The sequence below is a fragment of the Rhizobium sp. M10 genome, assembly GCF_002531955.1.
GTDB classification, from domain to species: domain Bacteria; phylum Pseudomonadota; class Alphaproteobacteria; order Rhizobiales; family Rhizobiaceae; genus Rhizobium; species Rhizobium etli_C.
In genome coordinates this window covers 220,350-242,927 of sequence record NZ_NWTA01000004.1, presented here as the reverse complement: position 1 = coordinate 242,927, position 22,578 = coordinate 220,350, and the positions used below count along the sequence as shown (strand labels likewise).

18 protein-coding genes are annotated in these 22,578 nt (G+C 62.9%); 10 read left to right on the top strand and 8 right to left on the bottom strand.

What is annotated here, in order from left to right:
* Window positions 1-32: 32 nt before the first annotated feature.
* The 3 genes from CO671_RS08800 to CO671_RS08790 all read left to right on the top strand — a co-directional run bounded on the left by CO671_RS08800 (window position 33) and on the right by CO671_RS08790 (window position 3,325).
* Complete coding sequence (locus CO671_RS08800; RefSeq protein ID WP_097605617.1) at window positions 33-1,685, top strand: alpha-glucosidase; 1,653 nt, start codon at window positions 33-35, stop codon at window positions 1,683-1,685.
* 21 nt (window positions 1,686-1,706) lie between these two features.
* Entirely contained in the window at window positions 1,707-2,795 is a 1,089-nt protein-coding gene (ugpC, locus tag CO671_RS08795; RefSeq protein ID WP_097584623.1) for a sn-glycerol-3-phosphate ABC transporter ATP-binding protein UgpC, read from the top strand.
* A 176-nt stretch (window positions 2,796-2,971) separates the two neighbouring features.
* Window positions 2,972-3,325, top strand: a complete 354-nt coding sequence (locus tag CO671_RS08790) for a hypothetical protein (RefSeq protein WP_020920408.1) — start codon at window positions 2,972-2,974, stop codon at window positions 3,323-3,325.
* Window positions 3,326-3,409: 84 nt separating this feature from the next.
* Here the strand turns inward: CO671_RS08790 and edd are convergent, their stop codons facing one another.
* From edd to CO671_RS08765, 5 genes are all read right to left on the bottom strand, one after another.
* Entirely contained in the window at window positions 3,410-5,230 is a 1,821-nt protein-coding gene (gene edd / locus CO671_RS08785; RefSeq protein ID WP_097605616.1) for a phosphogluconate dehydratase, read from the bottom strand.
* A 67-nt stretch (window positions 5,231-5,297) separates the two neighbouring features.
* On the bottom strand, window positions 5,298-5,996 hold the full coding sequence (gene pgl / locus CO671_RS08780; RefSeq protein WP_097605615.1) for a 6-phosphogluconolactonase: 699 nt from the start codon (window positions 5,994-5,996) through the stop codon (window positions 5,298-5,300).
* A gap of 10 nt (window positions 5,997-6,006) precedes the next feature.
* Window positions 6,007-7,482, bottom strand: coding sequence for a glucose-6-phosphate dehydrogenase (zwf, locus tag CO671_RS08775; protein ID WP_097605614.1), 1,476 nt, complete (start codon window positions 7,480-7,482; stop codon window positions 6,007-6,009).
* A gap of 135 nt (window positions 7,483-7,617) precedes the next feature.
* Complete coding sequence (locus CO671_RS08770; protein WP_097605613.1) at window positions 7,618-8,913, bottom strand: FAD-binding oxidoreductase; 1,296 nt, start codon at window positions 8,911-8,913, stop codon at window positions 7,618-7,620.
* 10 nt (window positions 8,914-8,923) lie between these two features.
* Window positions 8,924-10,360: a glutamine synthetase family protein gene (locus CO671_RS08765; protein ID WP_097605612.1), complete on the bottom strand. Its 1,437-nt coding sequence runs from the start codon at window positions 10,358-10,360 to the stop codon at window positions 8,924-8,926.
* Window positions 10,361-10,447: 87 nt separating this feature from the next.
* Between CO671_RS08765 and CO671_RS08760 the strand changes: the two genes are divergently transcribed.
* The 4 genes from CO671_RS08760 to CO671_RS08750 all read left to right on the top strand — a co-directional run bounded on the left by CO671_RS08760 (window position 10,448) and on the right by CO671_RS08750 (window position 16,883).
* Window positions 10,448-11,668, top strand: coding sequence for an NAD(P)/FAD-dependent oxidoreductase (locus tag CO671_RS08760; RefSeq protein ID WP_097605611.1), 1,221 nt, complete (start codon window positions 10,448-10,450; stop codon window positions 11,666-11,668).
* Between the two features lie 176 nt (window positions 11,669-11,844).
* Window positions 11,845-11,988: a hypothetical protein gene (locus CO671_RS33690; protein ID WP_170964951.1), complete on the top strand. Its 144-nt coding sequence runs from the start codon at window positions 11,845-11,847 to the stop codon at window positions 11,986-11,988.
* 311 nt (window positions 11,989-12,299) lie between these two features.
* On the top strand, window positions 12,300-14,831 hold the full coding sequence (locus CO671_RS08755; protein WP_097605610.1) for a methyl-accepting chemotaxis protein: 2,532 nt from the start codon (window positions 12,300-12,302) through the stop codon (window positions 14,829-14,831).
* A gap of 204 nt (window positions 14,832-15,035) precedes the next feature.
* Complete coding sequence (locus CO671_RS08750; RefSeq protein ID WP_097605609.1) at window positions 15,036-16,883, top strand: methyl-accepting chemotaxis protein; 1,848 nt, start codon at window positions 15,036-15,038, stop codon at window positions 16,881-16,883.
* Here CO671_RS08750 and CO671_RS08745 read toward each other — a convergent pair.
* Window positions 16,856-17,110: a hypothetical protein gene (locus CO671_RS08745; protein WP_097605739.1), complete on the bottom strand. Its 255-nt coding sequence runs from the start codon at window positions 17,108-17,110 to the stop codon at window positions 16,856-16,858. The two genes, CO671_RS08750 and CO671_RS08745, sit on opposite strands and share 28 nt — an antisense overlap.
* Before the next feature lie 91 nt (window positions 17,111-17,201).
* Here CO671_RS08745 and CO671_RS08740 point away from each other — a divergent pair, with 91 nt between their 5' ends.
* Entirely contained in the window at window positions 17,202-18,071 is an 870-nt protein-coding gene (locus tag CO671_RS08740; protein ID WP_097605608.1) for a LysR family transcriptional regulator, read from the top strand.
* A gap of 86 nt (window positions 18,072-18,157) precedes the next feature.
* On the opposite strand, the gene CO671_RS08735 is transcribed toward CO671_RS08740, so the two are convergent.
* Window positions 18,158-18,394, bottom strand: coding sequence for a hypothetical protein (locus CO671_RS08735; RefSeq protein WP_039617955.1), 237 nt, complete (start codon window positions 18,392-18,394; stop codon window positions 18,158-18,160).
* A gap of 21 nt (window positions 18,395-18,415) precedes the next feature.
* Complete coding sequence (gene aceA / locus CO671_RS08730; protein ID WP_097605607.1) at window positions 18,416-19,705, bottom strand: isocitrate lyase; 1,290 nt, start codon at window positions 19,703-19,705, stop codon at window positions 18,416-18,418.
* A gap of 192 nt (window positions 19,706-19,897) precedes the next feature.
* Between aceA and CO671_RS08725 the strand changes: the two genes are divergently transcribed.
* Together CO671_RS08725 and CO671_RS08720 are read left to right on the top strand one after the other, a co-directional pair.
* Complete coding sequence (locus tag CO671_RS08725; RefSeq protein ID WP_097605606.1) at window positions 19,898-21,307, top strand: XRE family transcriptional regulator; 1,410 nt, start codon at window positions 19,898-19,900, stop codon at window positions 21,305-21,307.
* 124 nt (window positions 21,308-21,431) lie between these two features.
* Window positions 21,432-22,529, top strand: coding sequence for a polyamine ABC transporter substrate-binding protein (locus CO671_RS08720; protein WP_097605605.1), 1,098 nt, complete (start codon window positions 21,432-21,434; stop codon window positions 22,527-22,529).
* Window positions 22,530-22,578: the final 49 nt, after the last annotated feature.

Here is a 22,578-nt window from a genome sequence, read left to right as displayed (position 1 = left end):
ATTTTCGAACGTGACTTCAGACAGGATATTCCATGAACATGGCTCCCCAATCGATCTTGACCGCCGATAAGGACTGGTGGCGCGGCGCGGTGATCTATCAGATCTATCCGCGCTCCTACCAGGATTCCAACGGCGACGGTATCGGCGACCTCAAGGGCATCACCGCCCGGCTGCCGCATGTGGCAAGCCTCGGCGTCGATGCGATCTGGATCTCGCCCTTCTTTACCTCGCCGATGCGCGATTTCGGTTACGACGTCTCCGATTATGAAAATGTCGACTCGATCTTCGGCACGCTGGTGGACTTCGACACGATGATCGCCGAGGCGCATCGCCTCGGCATCCGCGTGATGATCGACCTGGTCATCTCGCACAGCTCCGATCAGCATCCCTGGTTCGTGCAGAGCCGCTCCAGCAAGACCAACGCCAAGGCCGACTGGTATGTCTGGGCCGACGCCAAGCCGGACGGCACGCCGCCGAACAACTGGCTGTCGATCTTCGGCGGCTCGGCATGGGCGTGGGATCCGACGCGCATGCAATATTACCTGCACAACTTCCTGACCTCGCAGCCGGACATGAACCTGCATAACCCGGAGGTGCAGGACCGCCTGCTCGATGTCGTGCGCTTCTGGCTCAATCGCGGCGTCGACGGCTTCCGCCTCGACACCATCAACTTCTATTTCCACGACCCGCTGTTGCGCGACAATCCGGCATTGGCGCCCGAGCGCCGCAACGCCTCGACGGCGCCGGCGGTCAATCCCTATAACTTCCAGGAGCATGTCTACGACAAGAACCGGCCGGAGAACCTCGCCTTCCTGAAGCGCTTCCGCGCCGTTCTCGAGGAATATCCGGCAATCGCCGCCGTCGGCGAGGTGGGTGACAGCCAGCGCGGCCTGGAAATCGTCGGCGAATATACCTCCGGCAACGACAAGATGCACATGTGCTACGCCTTCGAGTTCCTGGCGCCCGATCCGCTGACGCCGGAACGCGTCGAGGAGGTGATGGAGGATTTCGAAGCCGCAGCCCCCGATGGTTGGGCCTGCTGGGCCTTCTCCAATCACGACGTCATGCGCCATGTCAGCCGCTGGGGCGGGCTGGTCGCCGATCACGACGCCTTCGCCAAGCTCTATGCCTCGCTGCTGATGACGCTGCGCGGTTCCGTCTGCCTCTATCAGGGCGAGGAACTGGCGTTGACGGAAGCCGATCTCGCCTATCAGGATCTGCAGGATCCCTATGGCATCCAGTTCTGGCCGGAGTTCAAAGGCCGTGACGGCTGCCGCACGCCGATGGTCTGGGACAGCCACGTCGCCCAGGGCGGCTTTTCGACAGTCAAGCCCTGGCTGCCGGTGCCGGTCGAACATATTCTGCGCGCCGTCAACGTCCAGCAGGGTGACGAGGCTTCCGTGCTTGAGCACTATCGCCGCTTCATCGCCTTCCGCAAGCTGCACCCGGCCTTTGCCAAGGGCGAGATCGAATTCGAGGAGACTGAGGGCGATATCCTGGTCTTCACCCGCGACTACAGTGACGAGAAGCTGCTCTGCATTTTCAACATGAGCCCGGCCGAAGCAGGCGTTACCCTGCCTGCAGGAGAATGGCAGGCGTTGACGGGGCACGGCTTTATCAGCAACAACTATGGCGACAAGATCGATATTCCGGCCTGGGGGGCGTATTTCGCCCGTCTCGCTTAAGGATCAGGAGGGGAGAGAGACATGACTGGACTGACGCTGAAGGATATTCGCAAATCCTACGGTTCCGTGGACGTTCTCCACGGCATCGACCTCGATATCAAGCAGGGCGAATTCATCGTCTTTGTCGGTCCGTCCGGCTGCGGCAAATCCACGCTTCTGCGCATGATCGCCGGTCTCGAGGCGATTACCGGCGGCGAGATGTATATCGACGGTCAACTCGTCAATGACGTGCCGCCGTCGAAGCGCGGCATTGCCATGGTCTTCCAGTCCTACGCGCTCTATCCCCACATGACCGTCTACGACAACATGGCCTTCGGCATGAAGATCGCCGGCGAAAGCAAGCAGGAGATCGACCGGCGCGTGCGGGCGGCGGCCGACAGCCTGCAACTGGGCAAATATCTCGACCGCCTGCCGAAGGCGCTTTCGGGCGGCCAGCGTCAGCGCGTGGCGATCGGCCGCGCCATCTGCCGCGACCCCAAGGTCTTCCTGTTCGACGAGCCGCTGTCCAACCTCGATGCTGCGCTGCGCGTCGCGACCCGCATCGAGATCGCCCGCCTCAACGAGCAGATGGCCGATACGACGATGATCTACGTCACCCACGACCAGGTCGAGGCGATGACGCTTGCCGACCGCATCGTCGTGCTTTCCGCCGGCAATATCGAGCAGGTCGGCGCGCCGCTGGAGCTTTACGAGCGCCCCGCCAACCTCTTCGTGGCGAAATTCATCGGCTCGCCGGCCATGAACATCATCCCCGCGACGATATCAGGCACCGGCAGCCAGACGACTGTTACGCTGACCGGCGGCATGTCGGTCACGCTCGATGTGGCGACCGACGCATCGGAGAAGGGCAAGGAGGCAAGCTTCGGTGTTCGCCCGGAAGATCTGAGGATCGCCGACGGCGCCGACTATGTTTTCGAGGGCGAAGTCTCGATCGTCGAAGCGCTCGGCGAAGTGACGCTGCTTTACATCGAAGGCCTGGTCCCCGGCGAGCCGATCGTCGTCAAACTGCCCGGCATTTACGATGTCCATAAGGGCCAGAGGATGCGCTTTGCCGCCGACCGGCAGAAGCTGCATCTCTTCGATGCGAGCGGCCACACCTACCGGAAATGAGATCGCCATTTTTGGGGTAATCATCCCCAGAATTATACTTGGCGGACCGAATTCTCACTTTCTGTTAAAGATCGGCTGCTACTTTTTCCTCGTCAATTTATGAGGGGGATAAGCAAGTGGCCGCTTCCAATCCGTCACAGCCAAGATCTCATTTCCTGAGCAAGGAAGAATCCTTCATGTATGACCGCGAGGCGCGGTTCAAAATGGAGGACACGATGAATGCCGCGCGCATCGAATATACGGAAAAGGGCGTCATGCACGCGGCGTCGCGCCGCTGCGACATCGTCCGGATCTCGATGAGCAGCGCGACGCTCGCAATTCTCACCCAGTTCAGCCTGCCGAAGCAGTTCTATCTGGACATTCCGGATGCCCGCATCACCAAGGTCGGCTGCCTGCTGATGAAGGTCAACGCCAACAACACGATCGAAGTCCGCTTCCTGCGCCTGCTGACGCAGAAGGAGCTGAACAAGATTTTTGTCTACAGCACGCATCCGGCGCACAAGGATTACGTTCTCGACATCCGCGCCTGACGGATAGATCGGGACTGCCAATAGCAAAACCCGCGGGACGCTGCGCGCGCCCCGCGGGTTTTTGCTTGTTTGCGTTGGTTACGTTCAGTGGAAGAGGACGCTCGCACCCTGGTCCGAAGCGCCGACGGCGCGGCGGAACGGCGCGAAGAGCTCGCGGCCCATGCCGAATTCATTGTCGGAGAGATCGACGGTCACCGGCTCGCGCTCGGCCATGTCGGCCGCATCGACGAGCACTTCCAGCGTGCCCTTGATCGCGTCCAGGCGAATGATGTCGCCGTTCTTGATGCGGGCGATCGGGCCGCCGTCGACCGCTTCCGGCGTGACGTGGATCGCCGCCGGCACCTTGCCGGATGCGCCGGACATGCGCCCGTCGGTCAGAAGCGCCACGCGGAAGCCGCGATCCTGCAGCACGCCGAGCGGCGGCGTCAGCTTGTGCAGTTCCGGCATGCCGTTCGCCTTCGGCCCCTGGAAGCGCACGACGGCGACGAAATCGCGGTTGAGCTTGCCTTCCTTGAAGGCGTCCTGCAGTTCCTGCTGGCTGTGGAAGACGATCGCCGGCGCCTCGATGATGTGACGCTCCGGCTTGACGGCGGAGATCTTGATGACCGCCTTGCCGAGATTGCCGCGCAGCATCTTCAGCCCGCCATTGGCCTGGAATGGCGTTTCGATGCTGGAGAGCACCTTCGGATCATGGCTCTTTTCCGGCGACGGCTCGCGCAACACGCCGCGGTTTTCGCCGAGCCGGGCATCGACCGTATAGGCCTGGAGACCCTGGCCGAAGACCGTGCGCACATCGTCATGCACCAGGCCGTGCTTCAGGAGTTCCTTGATCAGGAAACCCATGCCGCCGGCCGCCTGGAAATGGTTTACGTCGGCAAGGCCGTTCGGATAGACGCGGGCCAGCAGCGGCACGATTTCCGAAAGCTCGGCGATGTCCTGCCAGGTGAGCTGGATGCCGGCTGCCCGCGCCATGGCGACGAGGTGCAGCGTGTGGTTGGTCGAGCCGCCGGTCGCATGCAGGCCGACGACGCCGTTGACGACCGAACGTTCGTCGATCATCTCGCCGGCCGGCGTGAATTCGTTGCCGAGCGCGGTGATCGCCAGCGCCCGCTTGGCGGCCTCGCGCGTCAGCGCCTCGCGCAGCGGCGTGCCGGGATTGATAAAGGAGGAGCCCGGCATATGGAAGCCCATGATCTCCATCAGCATCTGGTTGGAGTTGGCCGTGCCGTAGAAGGTGCAGGTGCCGGGGCCGTGATAGGATTTCGATTCCGCCTCCAGGAGCTCGGCGCGCCCGACCTTGCCCTCGGCAAAGAGCTGACGCACCCGCGACTTCTCGTCGTTCGGCAGGCCTGTGGTCATCGGCCCGGCCGGAACGAAGATCGACGGCAGATGCCCGAAGGAGAGCGCCGCGATGACGAGGCCTGGCACGATCTTGTCGCAGACGCCGAGGAAGAGGGCGGCATCGAACATATTGTGCGACAGGCCGACGCCTGCGGCCATGGCGATCAGGTCGCGCGAAAAGAGCGACAGCTCCATGCCCGGCTGACCCTGGGTGACGCCGTCGCACATGGCAGGCACGCCGCCGGCCACCTGGGCGACGCCGCCTGCTTCGGCGGCCGCCTCACGGATGATTGCGGGATAGGTCTCGAACGGCTGGTGGGCCGAGAGCATGTCGTTATAGGCAGTGATGATGCCGAGATTGGGAATGCGGTCGCCGGCAAGCGCGTCCTTCTCGGCGGGGGAACAGACCGCAAAGCCATGTGCGAGGTTGGCGCAGCCGAGTACCGAGCGTTGCACGCCCTGGGAGGCGGCAGCGCGCAGCCGTTCCAGATAGCGCTCGCGGGTCGGCTTCGAGCGTTCGACGATGCGGTTGGTGATCGCAGCAATGCGTGCGTGAGCGGACATGGAAGATCCCTGCCTTGTTCTGGTTCGTCTCAATGTGTTCGCCGGCTCCGGCGGCCGTCAGGCCGTATCAGGGAGCCCAGTAGATCTCGACCGGGGAAGTGGCCCGGCGCAGAACGGCGCGGATCGGCATGTCTGCCTCGTCACCGCTGCCTTCCGCCTTGGCGAGAACGTCTTTTTTGCCTTCGCCCTCGATATGGAGAACCAGCAGTGCCGCATCCTGAAGACTGGAGAAGGTGAAAGTCAGGCGCGGCTCGCCGGCTCCTTCTGCCTCCATGGTGATGACGCCGCGCGGCGTCGAGGCATCGAGCGCCTCGGCAAGATTGCTGCCGCCGGGAAAGAACGAGGCCGTGTGGCCGTCGCCGCCCATGCCGAGGATGACGACATCGAAGGGGATGCCGATCTCGGCGCTTTTTTCCGTCGCCAGCCTTGCCGCCTCCTCGACCGAGGCTGCCGGCTGGTAAAGCGGCACGAACCGGGCTGCCTTTGCCTTGTCCTGCAAGAGGTTGGCATCGACCAGCAGATGGTTCGAGCGGGTATTGTCGGCCGGCACGAAGCGTTCGTCAACCAGCGTGATCGTCACCTTGTCCCAGGCGATGTCGCGTGTCGACAGCGCCTGGAAAAAGGCCTTTGGCGTCGAGCCGCCGGAAACGGCGATGGAGGCGGCGCCGCGGGCGGCGATCGCCGCCGAAAGCGTATCGGCGACCGTGTCGGCGAGGCTGCCGGCGAGATCTGCGGGGCTGGCGAAGGAATGCAGGGTCGATGCCATCGATGTCGTCCTAGATATCGTCATGCCAGGTGCGGCCGTCGCGCTCGATCAGCGCGATGGCCTGGCTCGGGCCCCAGGTGCCGGCCGTATAGCCCTGCACCTGCTGGCCGGTGGTTTCCCAACCTTTCAGGATCGGGTCGACCCATTTCCATGCGGCTTCGACTTCATCGCGGCGCATGAACAATGTCTGGTTGGAGCGGATCACGTCCATCAGCAGGCGTTCGTAGGCGTCGGGATTGCGGACGTTGAAGGCCTGGGCAAAGCTCATGTCGAGCGAGACGTTGCGCAGGCGCATGCCGCCTGGACCCGGATCCTTGATCATCAGCGACTGCTTGACGCCCTCGTCCGGCTGCAGGCGGATGATCAGCTGGTTCTGGCTGATGCGGCCGGCGGCCTGATCGAAGATCGCATGCGGGATCGACTTGAAGGTGATGACGATCTCGGACATGCGCCCGGCAAGCCGCTTGCCGGTTCTGATGTAGAAGGGAACGCCGGCCCAGCGCCAGTTGTTGATCTCGGCCTTGATGGCGACGAAGGTCTCGGTGTTGGAGACGCCGCCTTCGAGCTCTTCGAGATAGCCCTTGACCGGGCCGCTGCCCGAGGCGCCGGCGCGATACTGGCCGCGCACCGTCGCCTGCTCGACATTCGAGGCATCGAGCGGCTTCAGTGCCCGCAGCACCTTCAGCTTCTCGTCGCGAACGGCTTCCGAATCCATCGACGAGGGCACTTCCATCGCCGTCAGGCAGAGCAGCTGCAGAATGTGGTTCTGCACCATGTCGCGCAGCGCGCCCGCCGTATCGTAATAGCCGGCGCGGCCTTCGAGGCCGACCGCTTCGGCCACGGTGATCTGCACGTGATCGATGTAGTTGGCATTCCACAGCGGCTCGTAGAGCGCATTGGCAAAGCGCAGCGCCATCAGGTTCTGCACCGTTTCCTTGCCGAGATAGTGGTCGATGCGGAAAATCTGCTCTTCCTTGAAGGCGCGGCCGATCATGTCGTTGAGCTGCAGCGCCGAGGCGAGGTCGCGGCCGATCGGCTTCTCGACGACGATGCGGGTCGATTTGGTGATCAGCTTATGGTCATGGATCTTCTGCGAAATGTCGCCGAAGATGCCGGGTGCGACCGCCAGATAGAAGGCGCGCACCCGCTCCTTGCTCTCGTCGAGCAGCCTCTTCAGCTGATCCCAGCCGCCGTCGGAGCGGGCATCGACCGAGACGTAATAGAGGCGGGCGCAGAACTTTTCGACTTCGTTCTCGTCATATTCGCCCTTCTTCAGGTGTTCCTTCAGCGCATCGCGGGCGAATTTGCGGTATTCCTCGTTCGTCAGCGGGCTGCGCGAAGCGCCGATCACCCGGGTCGGTTCGCCGAACTGGCCTTCGATCTGGCGATGATAGAGGGCCGGCAGCAACTTGCGTTCGGCAAGGTCGCCGCTGCCGCCGAAGACGACGTAATCAAAAGGCTCAACGGGAATGATCTGGCTGCTCATGAGCTTGTCTCTCAATCAGGCTTGGTTGACGGCCCTTTTAATCTAATCGATTTAAAAAAGCCAGTGTGCAGTGCAATGAATCTGTCGGGCACCGGTTTTAGAGCGAATTTCCATGAGAGGAAATCCGCAGGCGGACTAAAACTTGTCGCGAAGCGCAAACCACGACAAGGCGAGGAAAAGCAGCGGCGCCCGCATCCAGGCCCCGCCGGGAAAGGCGGGAATATCGAGCGATTTGAACAGATCCAGATCGCCGGATTTCCCAAGCACCGTTTCCGCATAGAGCTTGCCACAGTAGTTTGACAGCATGACGCCATGGCCGGAATAACCGCCGATCGAAGTGACGCCGGGCATCACCTCGCGCACGAAGAGCTGGCGCGGCATGGTGATGCCGACGCTGCCGCCCCAGGCATGGGTGATTTCGATGTCTTTCAGATCGGGATAGATTTCGCCGATCTGCCGGCGGATGTGCTGCGAAATGTCTCGCGGATTGTCGGCCGTATAGGCCTCGCGTCCGCCGAACAACAGGCGGTCTTCGAATCGGCGGAAATAACGCACGACGAAGCGCGAATCGGCGACGGCCTCGCCGCCCGGCAGCACTTCGGGATGCTTATCGAGCGGAGCGGTGGCGCCGATGAAGGAGCGGATCGGCATGACATGGCTTGCCGTCACCGGTTCGAGGCCGTCGATATGCCCGTCGCAGGCGATCAGCGCCCGGTCGGCGGTGATCGTGCCCCGTTCCGTTTCGATCGTCACCTTGCCGCCGCCCTGGCGGATCGCCGTCGCCTTGGTCATCTCGAAGATATCAGCACCCGCGTCGGCGGCGACACGGGCGAGCCCGATGAGCAGCTTCAGCGGATGGATATGGCCTGTGCCGACATCGCGCACGCCGCAGTGGAAGCGCTTCGAACCGAGCCTTTCCTGCGTCTCTTTCTTGTCCATGAAGCTGATGTGCGGATAGTCATAGCGCTGCGCGGCGATCTCGGCATTCTCGCGATAATCGCGTTCGTAGCTCGCCTTGTGGGCGACATTGAGCTGGCCGGGCACGAAGTCGATCTCGATCTGGTGCTCGCTTGCAAAATCGAGGAGATGGCGCTTGGCTGCCTCGGCAACGTCGAACAGCGCCTTCGAGCGTTGATAGCCGATTTTTTCCTCGAGCTCTTCCGGCCACCATCGCTGGCCGGTGCCGAGCTGGCCGCCATTGCGCCCGGACGCCCCGTCGCCGAAGCGGCAGGCCTCGATCAGGACGACCGAAACGCCTGACTTGGCGAGGTGATAGGCGGCCTGCAGGCCGGTATAGCCACCGCCGATGATGGCGACGTCGCATGCTCTCGCTCCGTCGAGAGCGGCATAGGTGGGCCGCTCGCCGACGGTTGCCTGATACCAGGATAGGCCCGGGGAGATCGGGCTCTGCCACATCTCTTGTGGTGCCATGACGATCCCCTCACACGTTGAGCAGAAGGAATTCCCGCTCCCAGGGGCTGATCACCTGCATGAAGGTCTCGAACTCGCCGCGCTTGACGCCGGCATAAAGGCCGATGAACTGCGTGCCGAACACCTCTTCGAAGGCGGGCTCATCCTCCATCAGCGCCACGGCTTCCAAGAGGCCGCGCGGCAGGTCGATCGAGCCCTCATTGGCCGAATCCTCCGTCGGCGCCGTCGGCTCGATCTGCTTCATAATGCCGAGCAGGCCGGAAGCGAGCGAGGCGGCAAGCGCGAGATACGGATTGGCGTCCGAACTCGGCAGCCGGTTTTCCACGCGCCGCGCCTGCGGATCGGACACCGGGACGCGGAAGGCGGTGGTCCGGTTGTCGTAGCCCCAGGCATTGTTGACAGGGCAGGACATGTCCGGCTGCAGGCGGCGGTAGGAATTCACGTAAGGGGCAAGCATCGCCATCGCGCTCGGCACGAATTTCTGCATGCCGCCGATGAAGTGGAAGAATTCCTTCGAGGCCGATCCGTCCGCATTGGAGAAGACGTTCTTGCCCGTCTCGATATTGACCACCGACTGGTGGATATGCATCGCCGAACCCGGCTGGCCCTGCATCGGCTTGGCCATGAAGGTCGCGTAGATGTCATGCTTCAGCGCCGCCTCGCGGATCGTGCGCTTGAACAGGAACACCTGGTCGGCAAGCTCGATCGGATTGCCGTGGCGCAGGTTGATTTCGAGCTGGGCCGGTCCCTCTTCATGGATCAGCGTATCGATCTCCAGCCCCTGTTTCTCCGAGAAATGGTAGATGTCGTCGATCAACTCGTCGAATTCGTTGATGCCGGCGATCGAATAACCCTGGCCGCCGAGGATCGAGCGGCCGGAGCGGCCTTTCGGCGGGTGCAGCGGATAGTCGGGATCGTCGTTCTTGGCGACCAGGTAGAATTCGATCTCGGGCGCGACGATCGGCTTCCAGCCGCGGTCGTGATAAAGGCTCATGATCCGCTTCAGCACGTTGCGCGGCGTATAGGGCACTTCGCCGCCGTCCGAATCGACGATGTCGCAGATCACCTGCGCCGTCGGATCGCTCTCCCAGGGCACGACCGACAGTGTCGAAAGATCCGGCATCAGCTTCAGGTCGCTGTCGCGCGGCTCGTAGCGGAAGCTCTCCGTCTCCTCGGGATATTCGCCTGATATCGTGTGCCGGTAGATCGCCGAAGGCAGTGCCAGCGAGGTGTTCGAGGTGAATTTCGAGCTCGGCATCATCTTGCCGCGCGGCACGCCGGCAAGGTCGGGCGTGATGCATTCGATGTCTTCGATGCCCCTGGCTCTCAGCCACTGCGCCGCTTCCTTCCAGTTCGCAACGCCGCGCAGGGATCCGGGGTCCGGAGGAGTTTTCGTCGAGGCGGGTACGGTTCTGGCAGGCTTCAGCGTCGTCTTTTTTGGGGACATGACACACCGGTTTGGTTGATCGTGGCGCCATCATAGCCGGACTTTGCCAATTGGCGAGGGGGCGAGAACGTTGACTTTCGCCCTTCGATGGAAAAAGAAGACACCGATTTGATTGGGGAAACGGGTTTGCAGCGCAAAAGCGACGTCATCGTCATCGGCGCCGGGGCGGCGGGCATGATGGCGGCCATCCGCGCCGGAAAACGCGGTCGCTCGGTCGTCGTTCTCGACCATGCGCGCGCGCCCGGCGAGAAGATCCGCATCTCCGGCGGCGGCCGCTGCAATTTCACCAATATCCATGCCGGGCCGAAGAATTTTCTGTCCACCAATCCGCATTTCTGCAAGTCGGCGCTTGCCCGTTTCACGCCTGCCGATTTCATCGCCATGGTCGAGCGGCACGGCATTGCCTGGCATGAAAAGACGCTCGGCCAGCTGTTCTGCGACGACAGCGCCAAGGACATCATCCGCATGCTCCTGGACGAGATGCGCGCCGCCGGCGCGGCACTCGATCTCGCTACCGAGATAACAGGCGTCGAAAGGACCGATGCGGGCTTCCGCGTCTCGACCGGGCAGGGCGGCTATGAAGCCTCCGCGCTGATCGTCGCGACCGGCGGCAAATCGATCCCGAAGATGGGCGCCACCGGCTTTGCCTATCGCCTCGCCGAGCAGTTCGGCCTGGCCGTGCTCGAAACCCGCCCGGCCCTGGTGCCGTTGACGCTCGATCCCGGCCTGCTCGCAAGCATTGGCCCGCTTGCCGGCATTTCCGCGCCGGCCGAAATCCGCCACGGCAAGACCGCCTTCCGCGAAGCGCTGCTGTTTACCCATCGGGGCCTCAGCGGACCTGCCATCCTGCAGATCTCCTCCTATTGGCGCGAAGGCGACGAAATCGTCCTTGCCATCGAACCGGATATCGACATCGCCGCGCAGCTGAAGGCGGCAAAGCAGCTGAACGGCCGCCAGTCGGCCCAGACCGCGCTTGGCGAGATCCTGCCGAAGCGGCTGGCGCAGTTTCTCGTCGAGCGCAAAAAGATCTCCGGCAATATGGCCGACCTACCCGACAAGACGCTGCTCAGCCTTGCCGCGAGCGCCCAGAGCTTTGCAATCAAGCCTTCCGGCTCTGAAGGCTATCGCACAGCCGAAGTGACGCTCGGCGGCATCGATACGGCCGCGCTCGATTCACGCAGCATGGAGGCCAAGGCCGTGCCCGGCCTCTATTTCATCGGCGAATGCGTCGACGTCACCGGCTGGCTCGGCGGCTATAATTTCCAATGGGCCTGGGCCTCGGGATTTGCCGCGGGCGAATGCGCCTGAAGCTTTCGCTTTCTGCATATCGGCGGAACCCGTATATTAGAAATGCCGATTCAAGACTTCTTAAGAGAGGTGCGCCATCCTGTCTCAATTGGCGGTTTGCAAAGCTCTTCCTAGATTAAGCTTTACCGGCAAGCCGTTTTGTTGGATTGTTGTGTCAGAAGAGTGAGGTTTCGAGCATGACCAGACACGCACGACGCGCCCGCGCCATCGCAATCACCCAGGCAAAGCCTGACATCAGGATGGCGGTCCTGCGATATTTGATGCTCACAGCCGGCGCCACAGCCGCCAGCCTGGCGCTGTTGCTCGCGCACGTCCTCTGACCTGTCCTTTCATCCTGAAGTAACCTTGCCGCCTTGCGATCGCGACATCGCGGTCCTGTGTGGCATAAATTGCAACTATTTCACCGCCTTGGCTTTTAACTGCCATCACCGCTTATCCGAAAATTAATATCTAATCTGACACAATTGCCCGCGATTATTTGGGCATCTCCAACTTGCTTGGACATGAACCGGCAATGACTGCCGCCTGGCTTCCGGGTTCCCCGATGTAAAGAGAATAGTTGATGTGCACTCGGCTGGCGCGCCTGATGGCTGCCCGCGGGAGGAGTAGTGTATGAAAGGCCCGGAACGCCATGTTGATTGACAAGATTCTTTCCCGCTTCAGGATCAAGACGAAAGTCCTGATCTTCGTTCTGCCCTTCGTTGTGACCATTTCGGCGGTGGGCCTGACGGGCCTTTATGCTTCCGGACTTCTGCAGGGCCGCATGGAAATTTCCAACAGCGTGCTGCAGTCGCTGAGCGGGTTCAAGGATCTCTACGGTTCGATGGACGACTTCCTGCGCATCACCAGTCAGCCGGCGCGCGACAAGCTGCTCACCGATCTGAAGACCCAGCAGGGCGTGCTCGACCAGACGCTGAACCAGGTGGGCGAACAGGCTGCCGGCCGCGACAGCCTTGCGGAAGCCTCGAGCCGCACCAAGGACATTTCAGGCGTCGTCGACAAGCTCTGGGCGCTGCATGAGCAGGAAGTCGCGCTGCACGAGCAGATCGACGCGGCGCAGAAGAGCCTGATCAGCACCCGCTTCACCGTCTCCTACCAGGCCGAGGAATTGCAGACCGCGCTGCAGCGCGACGAGAGTGCCGCCACCGTCACCCTTCGCACCGCCGACCGCCTGCTGAAGGGCGGCGATTTCCTCGGCACCGTCGCCAGCGGCTTCAGCAAGCCGCCGACGCCACAGGAGAAGATCGCCTTCATCAACGAACAGATGCCGGAGATCATCAAGGCCCAGCGCCTGATCGCCATTTCGGTTCCGACCAATCAGAAAAACGTCATCGACGCCCTGGCGGCGACCATCGACAGCATCAAGGCGATCGCCCAGATGCCCGCGCCGACCGACGAGAACGTCGCCGAACTCGGCCGTCTCGTGTCCCGCTTCCGCCAGACCTCGACCTATACGCAGCTGACCGCGACGCAGAAAATGCGCGAGGCGACCCAGCGCTTTGCCGAGCTCGAAGGCCGCATCGCCCAGACCAACTCCGTCCTGCAGGATACGCGGCGCCTGGAAAATTCCGTCTATGCGCTGCAGATCGTGCTGTCAGACTTCCTCTCCAATTCGAGCAAGGACAACCTCGTGCGCCTGCAGCAGCAGGCCGGCACGCTCGGCAAGGACATGCAGGTACTGACCACCAGCGCCAAGGGCATGGGCTTTGCCGAAGGCATCTCCGGCGCGATCCAGCCGGCGCTGGACGCCATTTCCGGCGGCGGCTCGAAGATCGTCGATACGATCGGTGAGCGCGTCTCGGCCTATGCCGCCGCCCGCCAGGAACTCGACCAGATCTGGACGAAGCTGACCGATTTCGCCGAGCTGCAGAAACAGACGGCCGGCACCGAGCGCACCCAGGCAAACAGCATCTCGGTGCTCACCACCGGTCTCGGCATCCTGCTGTCGATCCTCGGCGGTATCGCCCTGGTGCTGACGCTGCAGCGCCCGATCAGCCAGATCACGGCCGCCATGCGCCGTATCGCCGAAGGGTCGCTGGAAACCAGCATTTCAGGCGAGCAGCGCTACGACGAAATCGGCGACATGGCCCGCGCCCTCGGCATCTTCAAGGAGAATGCCATCTCGAAGATCCGCATCGAGGAGCAGAGCGACGAGGAACGCGCCGCCGCCGAACACGAGCGCCAGCGCAACGACGCCGAAAAGCGCGAGATGGACCGGCAGATCGAATTTGCCGTCAACGCGCTTGCCGCCGGCCTCGAACGCATGTCGCAGGGCGATATCTCGACGACGATCGAAACGCCCTTCATCGGCCGCCTCGAACAGCTGCGTCAGGATTTCAACGGTTCGATGCTGCGCCTGCAGGCGACGATGAGCCAGATCCGCGACAATGTCGAACTGATCCAGGGCAACGGCAACCAGATGGCCCAGTCGGCCGAGGATCTCTCCAAGCGCACCGAACAACAGGCGGCTTCGCTCGAAGAGACGGCGGCTGCCGTCGATCAGATCACCGTCACGGTGCGCTCGTCGGCCGAACGCGCCAAGGATGCCGACCAGATCGTCCGTCAGGCCAAGCGCAGCGCCGACGATTCCGCCGTCGTCGTCAGCAATGCGATCGACGCCATGGGCCGCATCGAGGATGCCGCGCGCCAGATCGAGCAGATCATCGGCGTTATCGACGAGATCGCCTTCCAGACCAACTTGCTGGCGCTCAACGCCGGCATCGAGGCGGCGCGCGCCGGCGAGGCCGGCAAGGGGTTCGCCGTCGTCGCCATGGAAGTCCGCGAACTCGCCCAGCGCTCCGCCGCCGCGGCGCAGGAGATCAAGGGACTGATCAACAAGTCGACCAACGAGGTCAGCTCCGGCTCGCAATTCGTGCAGGAGACCGGCACGGTGCTCGCCAAGATCAGCGCCCAGATCGTCACGATCAGCCAGCATGTCGAGATGATCGCCCGCGCCAGCCACGACCAGTCCAACGCGCTGCAGAGCGTCAACTCGACCGTCAACCAGATGGACCAGATGACGCAGAAGAACGCCGCCATGGTCGAGGAGACGACCGCCGCCAGCCGCGAACTGGCCGACGAGGCCGATGCGCTGCGCCGCCTCATCCAGCAGTTCAAGATTGACGGCGGGGTGGGTGAAGCGCGGGTCTACCGCGCCGCCTGATCAGCGCTTGATTTCCATTGTTTCGACGGCCCCGGTTTTCCGGGGCCGTTTGCGTATTGGTAAGGCGCTATCGGCCGCCTTGGCAGGCCGATCGGAATGTCCGAAAACGGGGCGGTTGATTATCCCGGCCAATTCAGATTTACGGAAAATTTTCCTTAACGCTTTTCCTCTAATTTAGCTCTTGTTGTGCCGCCGGGGGTTCTGATGCTGCGCCTTTTCTCTACATCCATCGTCCGCCAGATCGTTGCGATCACGCTGTTTCTGCTGGCGATCAGCACGGCGGCCATTGTCGGCGTGACCTATTACAATCTGAGTGGCCATGTGATGGATGGCGCCGTCTCCGACGCGAGGGACGCCGCCCGCGCCATGGCCGTCCTCTACGGCGCGGCCGATCAGGCCGCCAAGGTCGAGGTCAAGGACAACCAGCTCACCGCCGTCACCGAAGAGGCCATTCCGGCCCTTGCCGATCATTCGCTGGTCGACCGCACCGCCCAGTCGATCGCCGGCGTTGCGACGATCTTCCAGAAGCAGGGCGGCGACTACGTCCGCATATCCACCAACGTCAAGAAGGAAAACGGCGACCGCGCCGTCGGCACCAAGCTTGTGGCCGAACATCCGGCCCAACCGGTTCTCGCCCGGGGCGAAGCCTATTTCGGCCCGGCCGAACTGTTCGGCCGCAAGTTCATGACCGGTTATTTCCCGATCAAGAACGCATCGAACGCCAATGTCGGCATTCTCTTCATCGGCATTCCGATGGAATTCTATTATCAGCGCATGAATGAGCTGCTGATCCTGGTCCTCGGCATCGGCGCCGTCGTCATGCTGCTCGTCGGCGTTCTCGCCTTCTATGCGATCCGCCAGTCGGTGAAGCCTTTGCAGGCGCTGACCGCCAGCGTTCACTCGATCTCCTCGGGCGATCTCGACGAGGCAATCCCATGTCTTGAGAAGAAAAACGAGTTCGGCGAGATCGGCCGCGCCCTCTCGCTCTTCCGCGACAGCGCCCGCGCCCGCCGCGACCTGGAAACCGAGGCGGCCGAACAGCGCGCCTTGAGCGATGCCGAACGCGCCAGGAACGATGCCGACAAGCGCTCGCTCGACGGCCAGATCGATTTTGCCGTCAACCAGCTTGCGGCCGGCCTCGGCCGCCTGTCCCAGGGCGACGTCTCGCAGACGATCGGCACACCTTTCGTCGGCCGGCTGGAGCAGCTGCGCGTCGATTTCAACGCCTCGCTTCTGCGGCTGCAGGATACGCTCTCCGGCATCCGCGACAGCGCCTCGACGATCCAGCGCAACAGCGGCGCCGTCTCGGCTTCCGCCGACGAACTTTCGAAACGCACCGAAGCGCAGGCGGCAAACCTCGAGGAGACCGCCGCCGCGGTCGAAGAGATCACCGTCACGGTTCGCTCTTCCGCCGAGCGCGCCCGTGAAGCCAACAGCGTCGTCGCCGCCACCAAGAAGACCGCCGACAATTCCGGCGCCGTCGTCGGCGATGCCGTCGCTGCCATGGAACGCATCGAAGAGGCCTCGCAGCGGATCGAGCAGATCATCGAGGTGATTGATGATATCGCCTTCCAGACCAATCTTCTGGCGCTCAATGCCGGCATCGAGGCGGCGCGGGCCGGCGAGGCGGGCAAGGGTTTTGCCGTCGTCGCCCAGGAGGTGCGCGAACTCGCCCAGCGTTCGGCCGACGCAGCACGCGAGATCAAGTCGCTGATCGAGACGTCGAGCCGGGAAGTGACGGCCGGCTCCGAACTCGTCCAGAAGACCGGCAGCGTCCTTGCCTCTATCAGCCACGAGATCATCGCGATCAGCGGCCATGTCGAGACCATCGCCACCGCCAGCCGCGATCAGTCGGCGGCGCTGCAGGAGGTCAACGGTTCCGTCAACGCCATGGACCAGATGACCCAGAAGAACGCCTCGATGGTTGCCGAGACGACGCAGGCCAGCCGTCTGCTTGCCGGCGAAGCCGATACGCTGATGGCGCTCATCGAGCGTTTCCGCATCGGCGCAGAACCGGTAGCCGCTCACCTCGGCGCAAGGAAAGTCGCCTGAGGAGCACGGCCGTGACGGCCGCAGGATTGCGCCGCAACGCCGCGGCGTTTTCCGTTCGCTGCGACCCGCTTTAACATGAGGTCGAGCGAGGTCAGCCAGGCGGCGAAGCGGATGATGCTGCTGTCTCCGTACTCGGCATAGAACCGCTCTTCATCCGCTTTGGAACCGCTTGGCTGGGAGAAATGCCGGTATCCGTGGACGCCAACGATGGTGATCATGTCGATCATGGCGATGTCCTTTCTCATGTTTAGACATCACTTCATTTAGGCGTCAAAATTCGCTTCATAAACAGGAAAAATCCCGCTATGTTTTTCATCGATGAAAAACGCGAATTGGGATTCCTATCAACTTTTCCTGCAGGTCGCCCGGCTCGGCGGCCTGACGGGAGCCAGCGCTACCAGCGGACTCAGCCCCGCCACGGTCGGCCGGCGCATGCTCGAGCTCGAGCAGGAGGTCGGCCGCGCCCTGTTTTCGCGCAGCCAGACCGGTTATCGGCTGACGCAGGATGGCCAGGCGCTGCTCGATCATCTTCAGGAGATGGAAGCCGCCGCCCGCAAGGTGGAAGCCTGGCGGCAATCCGGTGAGGGCGGTACAACCGTCAGGATCACCGCCGGCACCTGGGTCGCCTGGCTGCTGACGGAGAATTTCACTGCAATCCGCATGCCGGGCGATGCCTTCGCCATTGCGCTCAGCATCGGCGAGGCGCGGGCAAGCCTTGCCTATCGCGAGAGCGATATCGGCATTCGCGCTTTCGAGCCGGCGGAAGCCAACCTGGCCGCACGCCTGCTCGGGGAGGTGGCCTATGCCGTCTATGCCAGACGCAACGCCGCCGAGACCGACGAGCGCTGGATTGCGGTCGGCGAGGAGGAAGCGATCTCGGCCTATCTGCGCTGGCCGCACGCCCATGCCGCATCCGGGATCGTCGCCACCGTCAACCGGCCGCGTTCGCTGCCGGATCTGGTGCGCGCCGGCGCCGGCAAGACCGTGCTTCCCTGTTTCGTCGGCGATCTTCATCCGGAATTGCAGCGCCAGGGCGGCGAACTACCGGAACTGCGTCACCGCCAATGGATCGTCATGAATGCCGAGGACCGCCATCGCCCCGAAATCCGCACGGTCGCCGACCGAATGACCAAGCTTATCCGAAGCTATGCCGATCTCTTCGCCGGAAAACGGCCGAGCCGCGGTTGAAGTTTACGATGAAACGCCCGCGCATCTCCGGGACACGCGGGCGTTCAGATGAAGGGCGGCGACCCGAGGTCGACAGGCTATGCTTGTCAATGCCGGTTGGTGACGACGACCGGAATGAGCAGGTCGCCCCAGTTGCCGTCGCCGCCGTGATGACGGGCCGAGCGCACCAGTTCGACCGAGACACCGGCCTCGACGGCTTTCATGACCGACTGGTTCAGCCGGTGCAGGTCATTGGCGAGCATGCGGATCGTCGTCTGCTGATCCTCGCTCATGCTGGACGTCTGCTCTTCGGCCCGTTCCCGGACGCGTGAAATCGATGCCATGGTCTTGTCCTCCTGTTCGCCTTATTCCGCAGCCGGTTTGAACTGCGCATGTTCGGTTGAATCGTGCATGGCGGTGGTCGACGACCGGCCGCCGGTGATTGCGAGCGACACGGCGTCGAAATAGCCGGTGCCGACCTCGCGCTGATGTTTGGTGGCGGTATAGCCGTAGTCCTCTGCGGCGAATTCCGCCTCCTGCAGCTCGGAATAGGCCGACATCTGCCGCTGCCGATAGCCGCGCGCCAGTTCGTACATGCCGTAGTTCAGCTGGTGGAAGCCGGCGAGCGTGATGAACTGGAACTTGTAGCCCATCGCGCCGAGTTCACGCTGGAACTTGGCGATCGTCGCCTCGTCGAGGTTCTTCTTCCAATTGAACGAAGGCGAGCAATTATAGGCGAGCAGCTTGCCGGGATGGACCTTGTGCACACCCTCGGCAAAGCGGCGCGCCTGCTCGAGATCCGGTTTGGAAGTCTCGCACCAGATCAGGTCGCAATGCGGCGCATAAGCGACGGCCCGGGCGATGCACGGCTCGATGCCGTTCCTGACCTGGTAGAAGCCCTCGACCGTTCGCCCGGCCTCGTAATCGACGAAGGGCTGGTCGCGCTCGTCGATATCGGAGGTCAGCAGCTTTGCCGCTTCCGCGTCGGTGCGGGCAATCACCAGCGTCGCCACGCCCATGACGTCGGCGGCAAGCCGTGCGGCGTCGAGATTGCGGATATGGGCGGCCGTGGGGATCAGCACCTTGCCGCCGAGATGGCCGCATTTCTTTTCCGAGGCGAGCTGGTCCTCGAAATGGACGCCGGCAGCGCCTGCCTCGATATAGGCCTTCATGATCTCGAAGGCGTTGAGCGGCCCGCCGAAACCGGCTTCCGCATCGGCGACGATCGGCGCGAACCAGGTCTCGACCGAAAGCCCGTTGCCTTCTGATGTCTCGATCTGATCGGCACGCTGCAGCGTGCGGTTGATGCGCTTGGCAAGCTCCGGCCCGGCATTGGCGGGATAGAGCGACTGGTCGGGATACATCGCCGATGCCGTATTGGCGTCGGCCGCCACCTGCCAGCCGGAGAGATAGATCGCCTTCAATCCGGCGCGCACCATCTGCATGGCCTGGTTGCCGGAAAGGGCGCCGAGCGCATTGACGAAATCCTCCTGGCGCAGCAGCCGCCACAATCGGTCCGCCCCCATTTCGGCCAGCGTGTGGGTCAGCGCCACCGAGCCTCTGAGCCGCTGCACGTCGGCGGCCGAATAGGGCCTTTCGATGCCGTCGAAGCGGCCCGCCGGTGCATTGGGAACAAGTTTGTAAAAATCGGTCATGCTGATCTCCTCACTAAAAATCGATATCAGGGGTGTTGATGACAAGATTGACAATATCGCGCGGAATGGCCAGAAAAACCTTTGATTTCCTGGGCGGAAAGAGGTTAAGATGACGAGGATTGACAGAGTGGTGCTGTGAATTTGTAAAATTTTGTAAATATTGGCGCCGCTTGCCTGTCAAAGGGTGTGACAATGGCGGAACGGAAGATATTCGCAGGCCCGAAATTGCGCCGCATCCGCAATGCGCTGGCGCTGACGCAGACCGCCATGGCCGAGGCGCTCGAAATATCGCCCTCTTACCTCAACCTGATCGAGCGCAACCAGCGGCCGTTGACGGTGCAGCTGCTCTTGAAGCTTGCGGCCGTCTATCGGGTCGATCTGGAGGAGTTGCGCGGCCAGACCGGCGGCAGCCTCGGCCAGCTCAAGGAGGTCTTTGCCGATCCGCTGCTTGCGGGCGAATTGCCCGGCGACCAGGAACTGGTGGAAGTGGCCGAGGCCGCACCCAATGCCGCGGCCGGCATGATCAAGCTCTATCGCGCCTATCGTGAACAGGCCGCCCGGCTGTCGGACCTGACGGCGCTGATGGCGGCCGAAGGGCACGCACCCGTCGCCGCCGGCCGGTTGCCGCTCGACGAGCTGCGCGAGACGCTGGAGCGCAGATCGGCCTATTTCGGACGGATCGAGACGGCGGCGGAAGCCTTTGCCGCGACGCTTCCCGGAGGCGCCGACCTTGCCGCCGGGCTGAAGGACTGGCTGCGCGCCGAGCGCGGCATTGCGGTGCGCGTCCTGCCGGTGCATGTCATGCCGGATCTGCGTCGCCGTTTCGACCGGCATTCGATGCGGCTTTTCATTTCCGAGCGGCTGTCGCCGGCCGACCGTGCGCATGAGATCGCTATCGAGGCGGCCAACCTCGCTTTGCTGCCGGCGATCGATGCCGAGCTCGACGATCTCTCGCTCTCCTCCGCCGAGGCGCGCCGCATTGCCCGCTTCGAGCTGGCCCGCATCGCGGCCCTGGCGCTCGCCATGCCCTATGAGGCCTTCCTGGCGGCGGCGAAGGCGACGCGCTACGATATCGACATTCTGCGCGCCCGCTTCGGCGTCTCCTTCGGGCATGCCGCGACGCGTCTGACCATGCTGCAGCGGCCGGGGGCGGCAGCCATCCCCTTCTTCATGATGGAGATCGATGCCGCCGGCCACCGGCTGCGGCGCGGCGGCGCCCAGGGCTTTCCGCAGGCCCGCTTCGGCGGCGGCTGTCCGAAGCTCAATATCCACGCCGCCTTCCTGCAGCCGGGCCAGATTCTCGCCGAGACGGTGGTCATGCCGGATGGAGCATCCTTCCTGACGGTCGCCCGCACGCTCGAAGGGCCGAGCGTCGAGTTCGGCGAAAGGGTCAGGCGCACGGCGATCCTGATCGGCTGTGATGCCGCCCTTTCAGACGGCCTGGCCTACGGGCAGATGACGGCGGTCGATCCGGTCGCGATCGGCCCGGCCTGTCGCCTTTGCGAGCGGCGCGGTTGCCTTTCCCGCGCCGAGCCGCCGGTGACGAGACCGCTCGGGCTCGACGAGATGGTGGCGGGGCTCAGCGCCTTCGACTTCCAGTGATTGTGAAATCGTCGACAGCGCAGTTTTTGCGCTTGTGGGCTTAGAAATTCCTTCTTAGTCTGCGGGCAAACCAGAGGGAAAAGACGTCCGGGGATGCGGACGCTTTGAACAAACAGGAGAAGTTATGAGGTCAACCATCGCAAGTGTGACGGCCGCCGCCATCGCCGCGCTCTTTGCCGCCGCTCCGGCCTTTGCCCAGGAGCGCGTGGTCAACGTCTACAACTGGTCGGATTATATCGACGACAGCATCCTAACCGACTTCACCAAGGAAACCGGCATCAAGGTCGTCTACGACACCTTCGATTCGAACGAGACCGTCGAAACCAAGCTGCTTGCCGGCGGCACCGGTTATGACGTCGTCGTTCCCACCGCCGACTTCCTGCAGCGCCAGATCCAGGCCGGCGTCTTCCAGAAGCTCGACAAGTCGAAGCTGCCGAACCTTTCCAACATGTGGGACGTGATCCAGCAGCGCACCGCTGCATACGATCCGGGCAATGAATATGCCGTCGATTACATGTGGGGAACCGACGGCATCGGCTACAATGTCAAGAAGGTCGCTGAAATCCTGGGTCCCGATGCCAAACCCGGCCTCGAAGTGATCTTCGATCCGAAGGTCGCCGAAAAATTCAAGGACTGCGGCATCTACGTGCTCGACACGCCGAAGGACGTCATGACCACGGCGCTGCGTTATCTCGGCCTCGATCCGAACTCCACCAAGGCCGAGGATTTCAAGAAGGTCGAGGAATTGCTGACGGCGGTTCGCCCCTATATCCGCAAGTTCCATTCGTCCGAATATATCAACGCCCTTGCCAACGGCGATATCTGCATCGCCTTCGGCTATTCCGGCGACATGCTGCAGGCGCGCGACCGTGCGGCCGAAGCCAAGAACGGCGTCGAGGTCAACTACTCGATCCCCGCACAGGGCGCCCAGATGTGGTTCGATATGATGGCGATCCCCGCCGATGCCAAGCATGTGGCCGAAGCGCATGAGTTCCTGAACTACATGATGAAGCCCGAGGTCATCGCCAAGGCGAGCGATCACACCTTCTATGCCAACGGCAACAAGGCCTCGCAGCAGTTCGTCAGCAAGGACGTGCTGAACGATCCGGCTGTCTATCCGACCGAAGAGGTGATGAAGAACCTGTTCACCGTCAAGCCGTGGGACCCGAAGACCCAGCGCACGGCGACGCGGATCTGGACGAAGGTCGTCACCGGCCAGTAAGTCAATGCCAGGCCCGGACGGCAACGTCCGGGCCTTTCAATTGGCGGCC

Excerpts from the sequence above, each read along its gene's own strand:
- pgl (WP_097605615.1), bottom strand. The coding sequence starts at position 5,996 with ATGGCATCGACCCTGCATTCCTTCGCCAGCCCCGCAGATCTCGCCGGC.
- CO671_RS08725 (WP_097605606.1), top strand. The coding sequence starts at position 19,898 with ATGGCGGAACGGAAGATATTCGCAGGCCCGAAATTGCGCCGCATCCGC.
- CO671_RS08800 (WP_097605617.1), top strand. The coding sequence starts at position 33 with ATGAACATGGCTCCCCAATCGATCTTGACCGCCGATAAGGACTGGTGG.
- CO671_RS08755 (WP_097605610.1), top strand. The coding sequence starts at position 12,300 with ATGTTGATTGACAAGATTCTTTCCCGCTTCAGGATCAAGACGAAAGTC.
- CO671_RS08745 (WP_097605739.1), bottom strand. The coding sequence starts at position 17,110 with ATGATCGACATGATCACCATCGTTGGCGTCCACGGATACCGGCATTTC.
- edd (WP_097605616.1), bottom strand. The coding sequence starts at position 5,230 with ATGTCCGCTCACGCACGCATTGCTGCGATCACCAACCGCATCGTCGAA.
- CO671_RS08750 (WP_097605609.1), top strand. The coding sequence starts at position 15,036 with ATGCTGCGCCTTTTCTCTACATCCATCGTCCGCCAGATCGTTGCGATC.
- CO671_RS33690 (WP_170964951.1), top strand. The coding sequence starts at position 11,845 with ATGACCAGACACGCACGACGCGCCCGCGCCATCGCAATCACCCAGGCA.
- CO671_RS08790 (WP_020920408.1), top strand. The coding sequence starts at position 2,972 with ATGTATGACCGCGAGGCGCGGTTCAAAATGGAGGACACGATGAATGCC.
- CO671_RS08735 (WP_039617955.1), bottom strand. The coding sequence starts at position 18,394 with ATGGCATCGATTTCACGCGTCCGGGAACGGGCCGAAGAGCAGACGTCC.
- ugpC (WP_097584623.1), top strand. The coding sequence starts at position 1,707 with ATGACTGGACTGACGCTGAAGGATATTCGCAAATCCTACGGTTCCGTG.
- zwf (WP_097605614.1), bottom strand. The coding sequence starts at position 7,482 with ATGAGCAGCCAGATCATTCCCGTTGAGCCTTTTGATTACGTCGTCTTC.
- CO671_RS08770 (WP_097605613.1), bottom strand. The coding sequence starts at position 8,913 with ATGGCACCACAAGAGATGTGGCAGAGCCCGATCTCCCCGGGCCTATCC.
- CO671_RS08720 (WP_097605605.1), top strand. The coding sequence starts at position 21,432 with ATGAGGTCAACCATCGCAAGTGTGACGGCCGCCGCCATCGCCGCGCTC.
- CO671_RS08765 (WP_097605612.1), bottom strand. The coding sequence starts at position 10,360 with ATGTCCCCAAAAAAGACGACGCTGAAGCCTGCCAGAACCGTACCCGCC.
- CO671_RS08760 (WP_097605611.1), top strand. The coding sequence starts at position 10,448 with ATGGAAAAAGAAGACACCGATTTGATTGGGGAAACGGGTTTGCAGCGC.
- aceA (WP_097605607.1), bottom strand. The coding sequence starts at position 19,705 with ATGACCGATTTTTACAAACTTGTTCCCAATGCACCGGCGGGCCGCTTC.
- CO671_RS08740 (WP_097605608.1), top strand. The coding sequence starts at position 17,202 with ATGAAAAACGCGAATTGGGATTCCTATCAACTTTTCCTGCAGGTCGCC.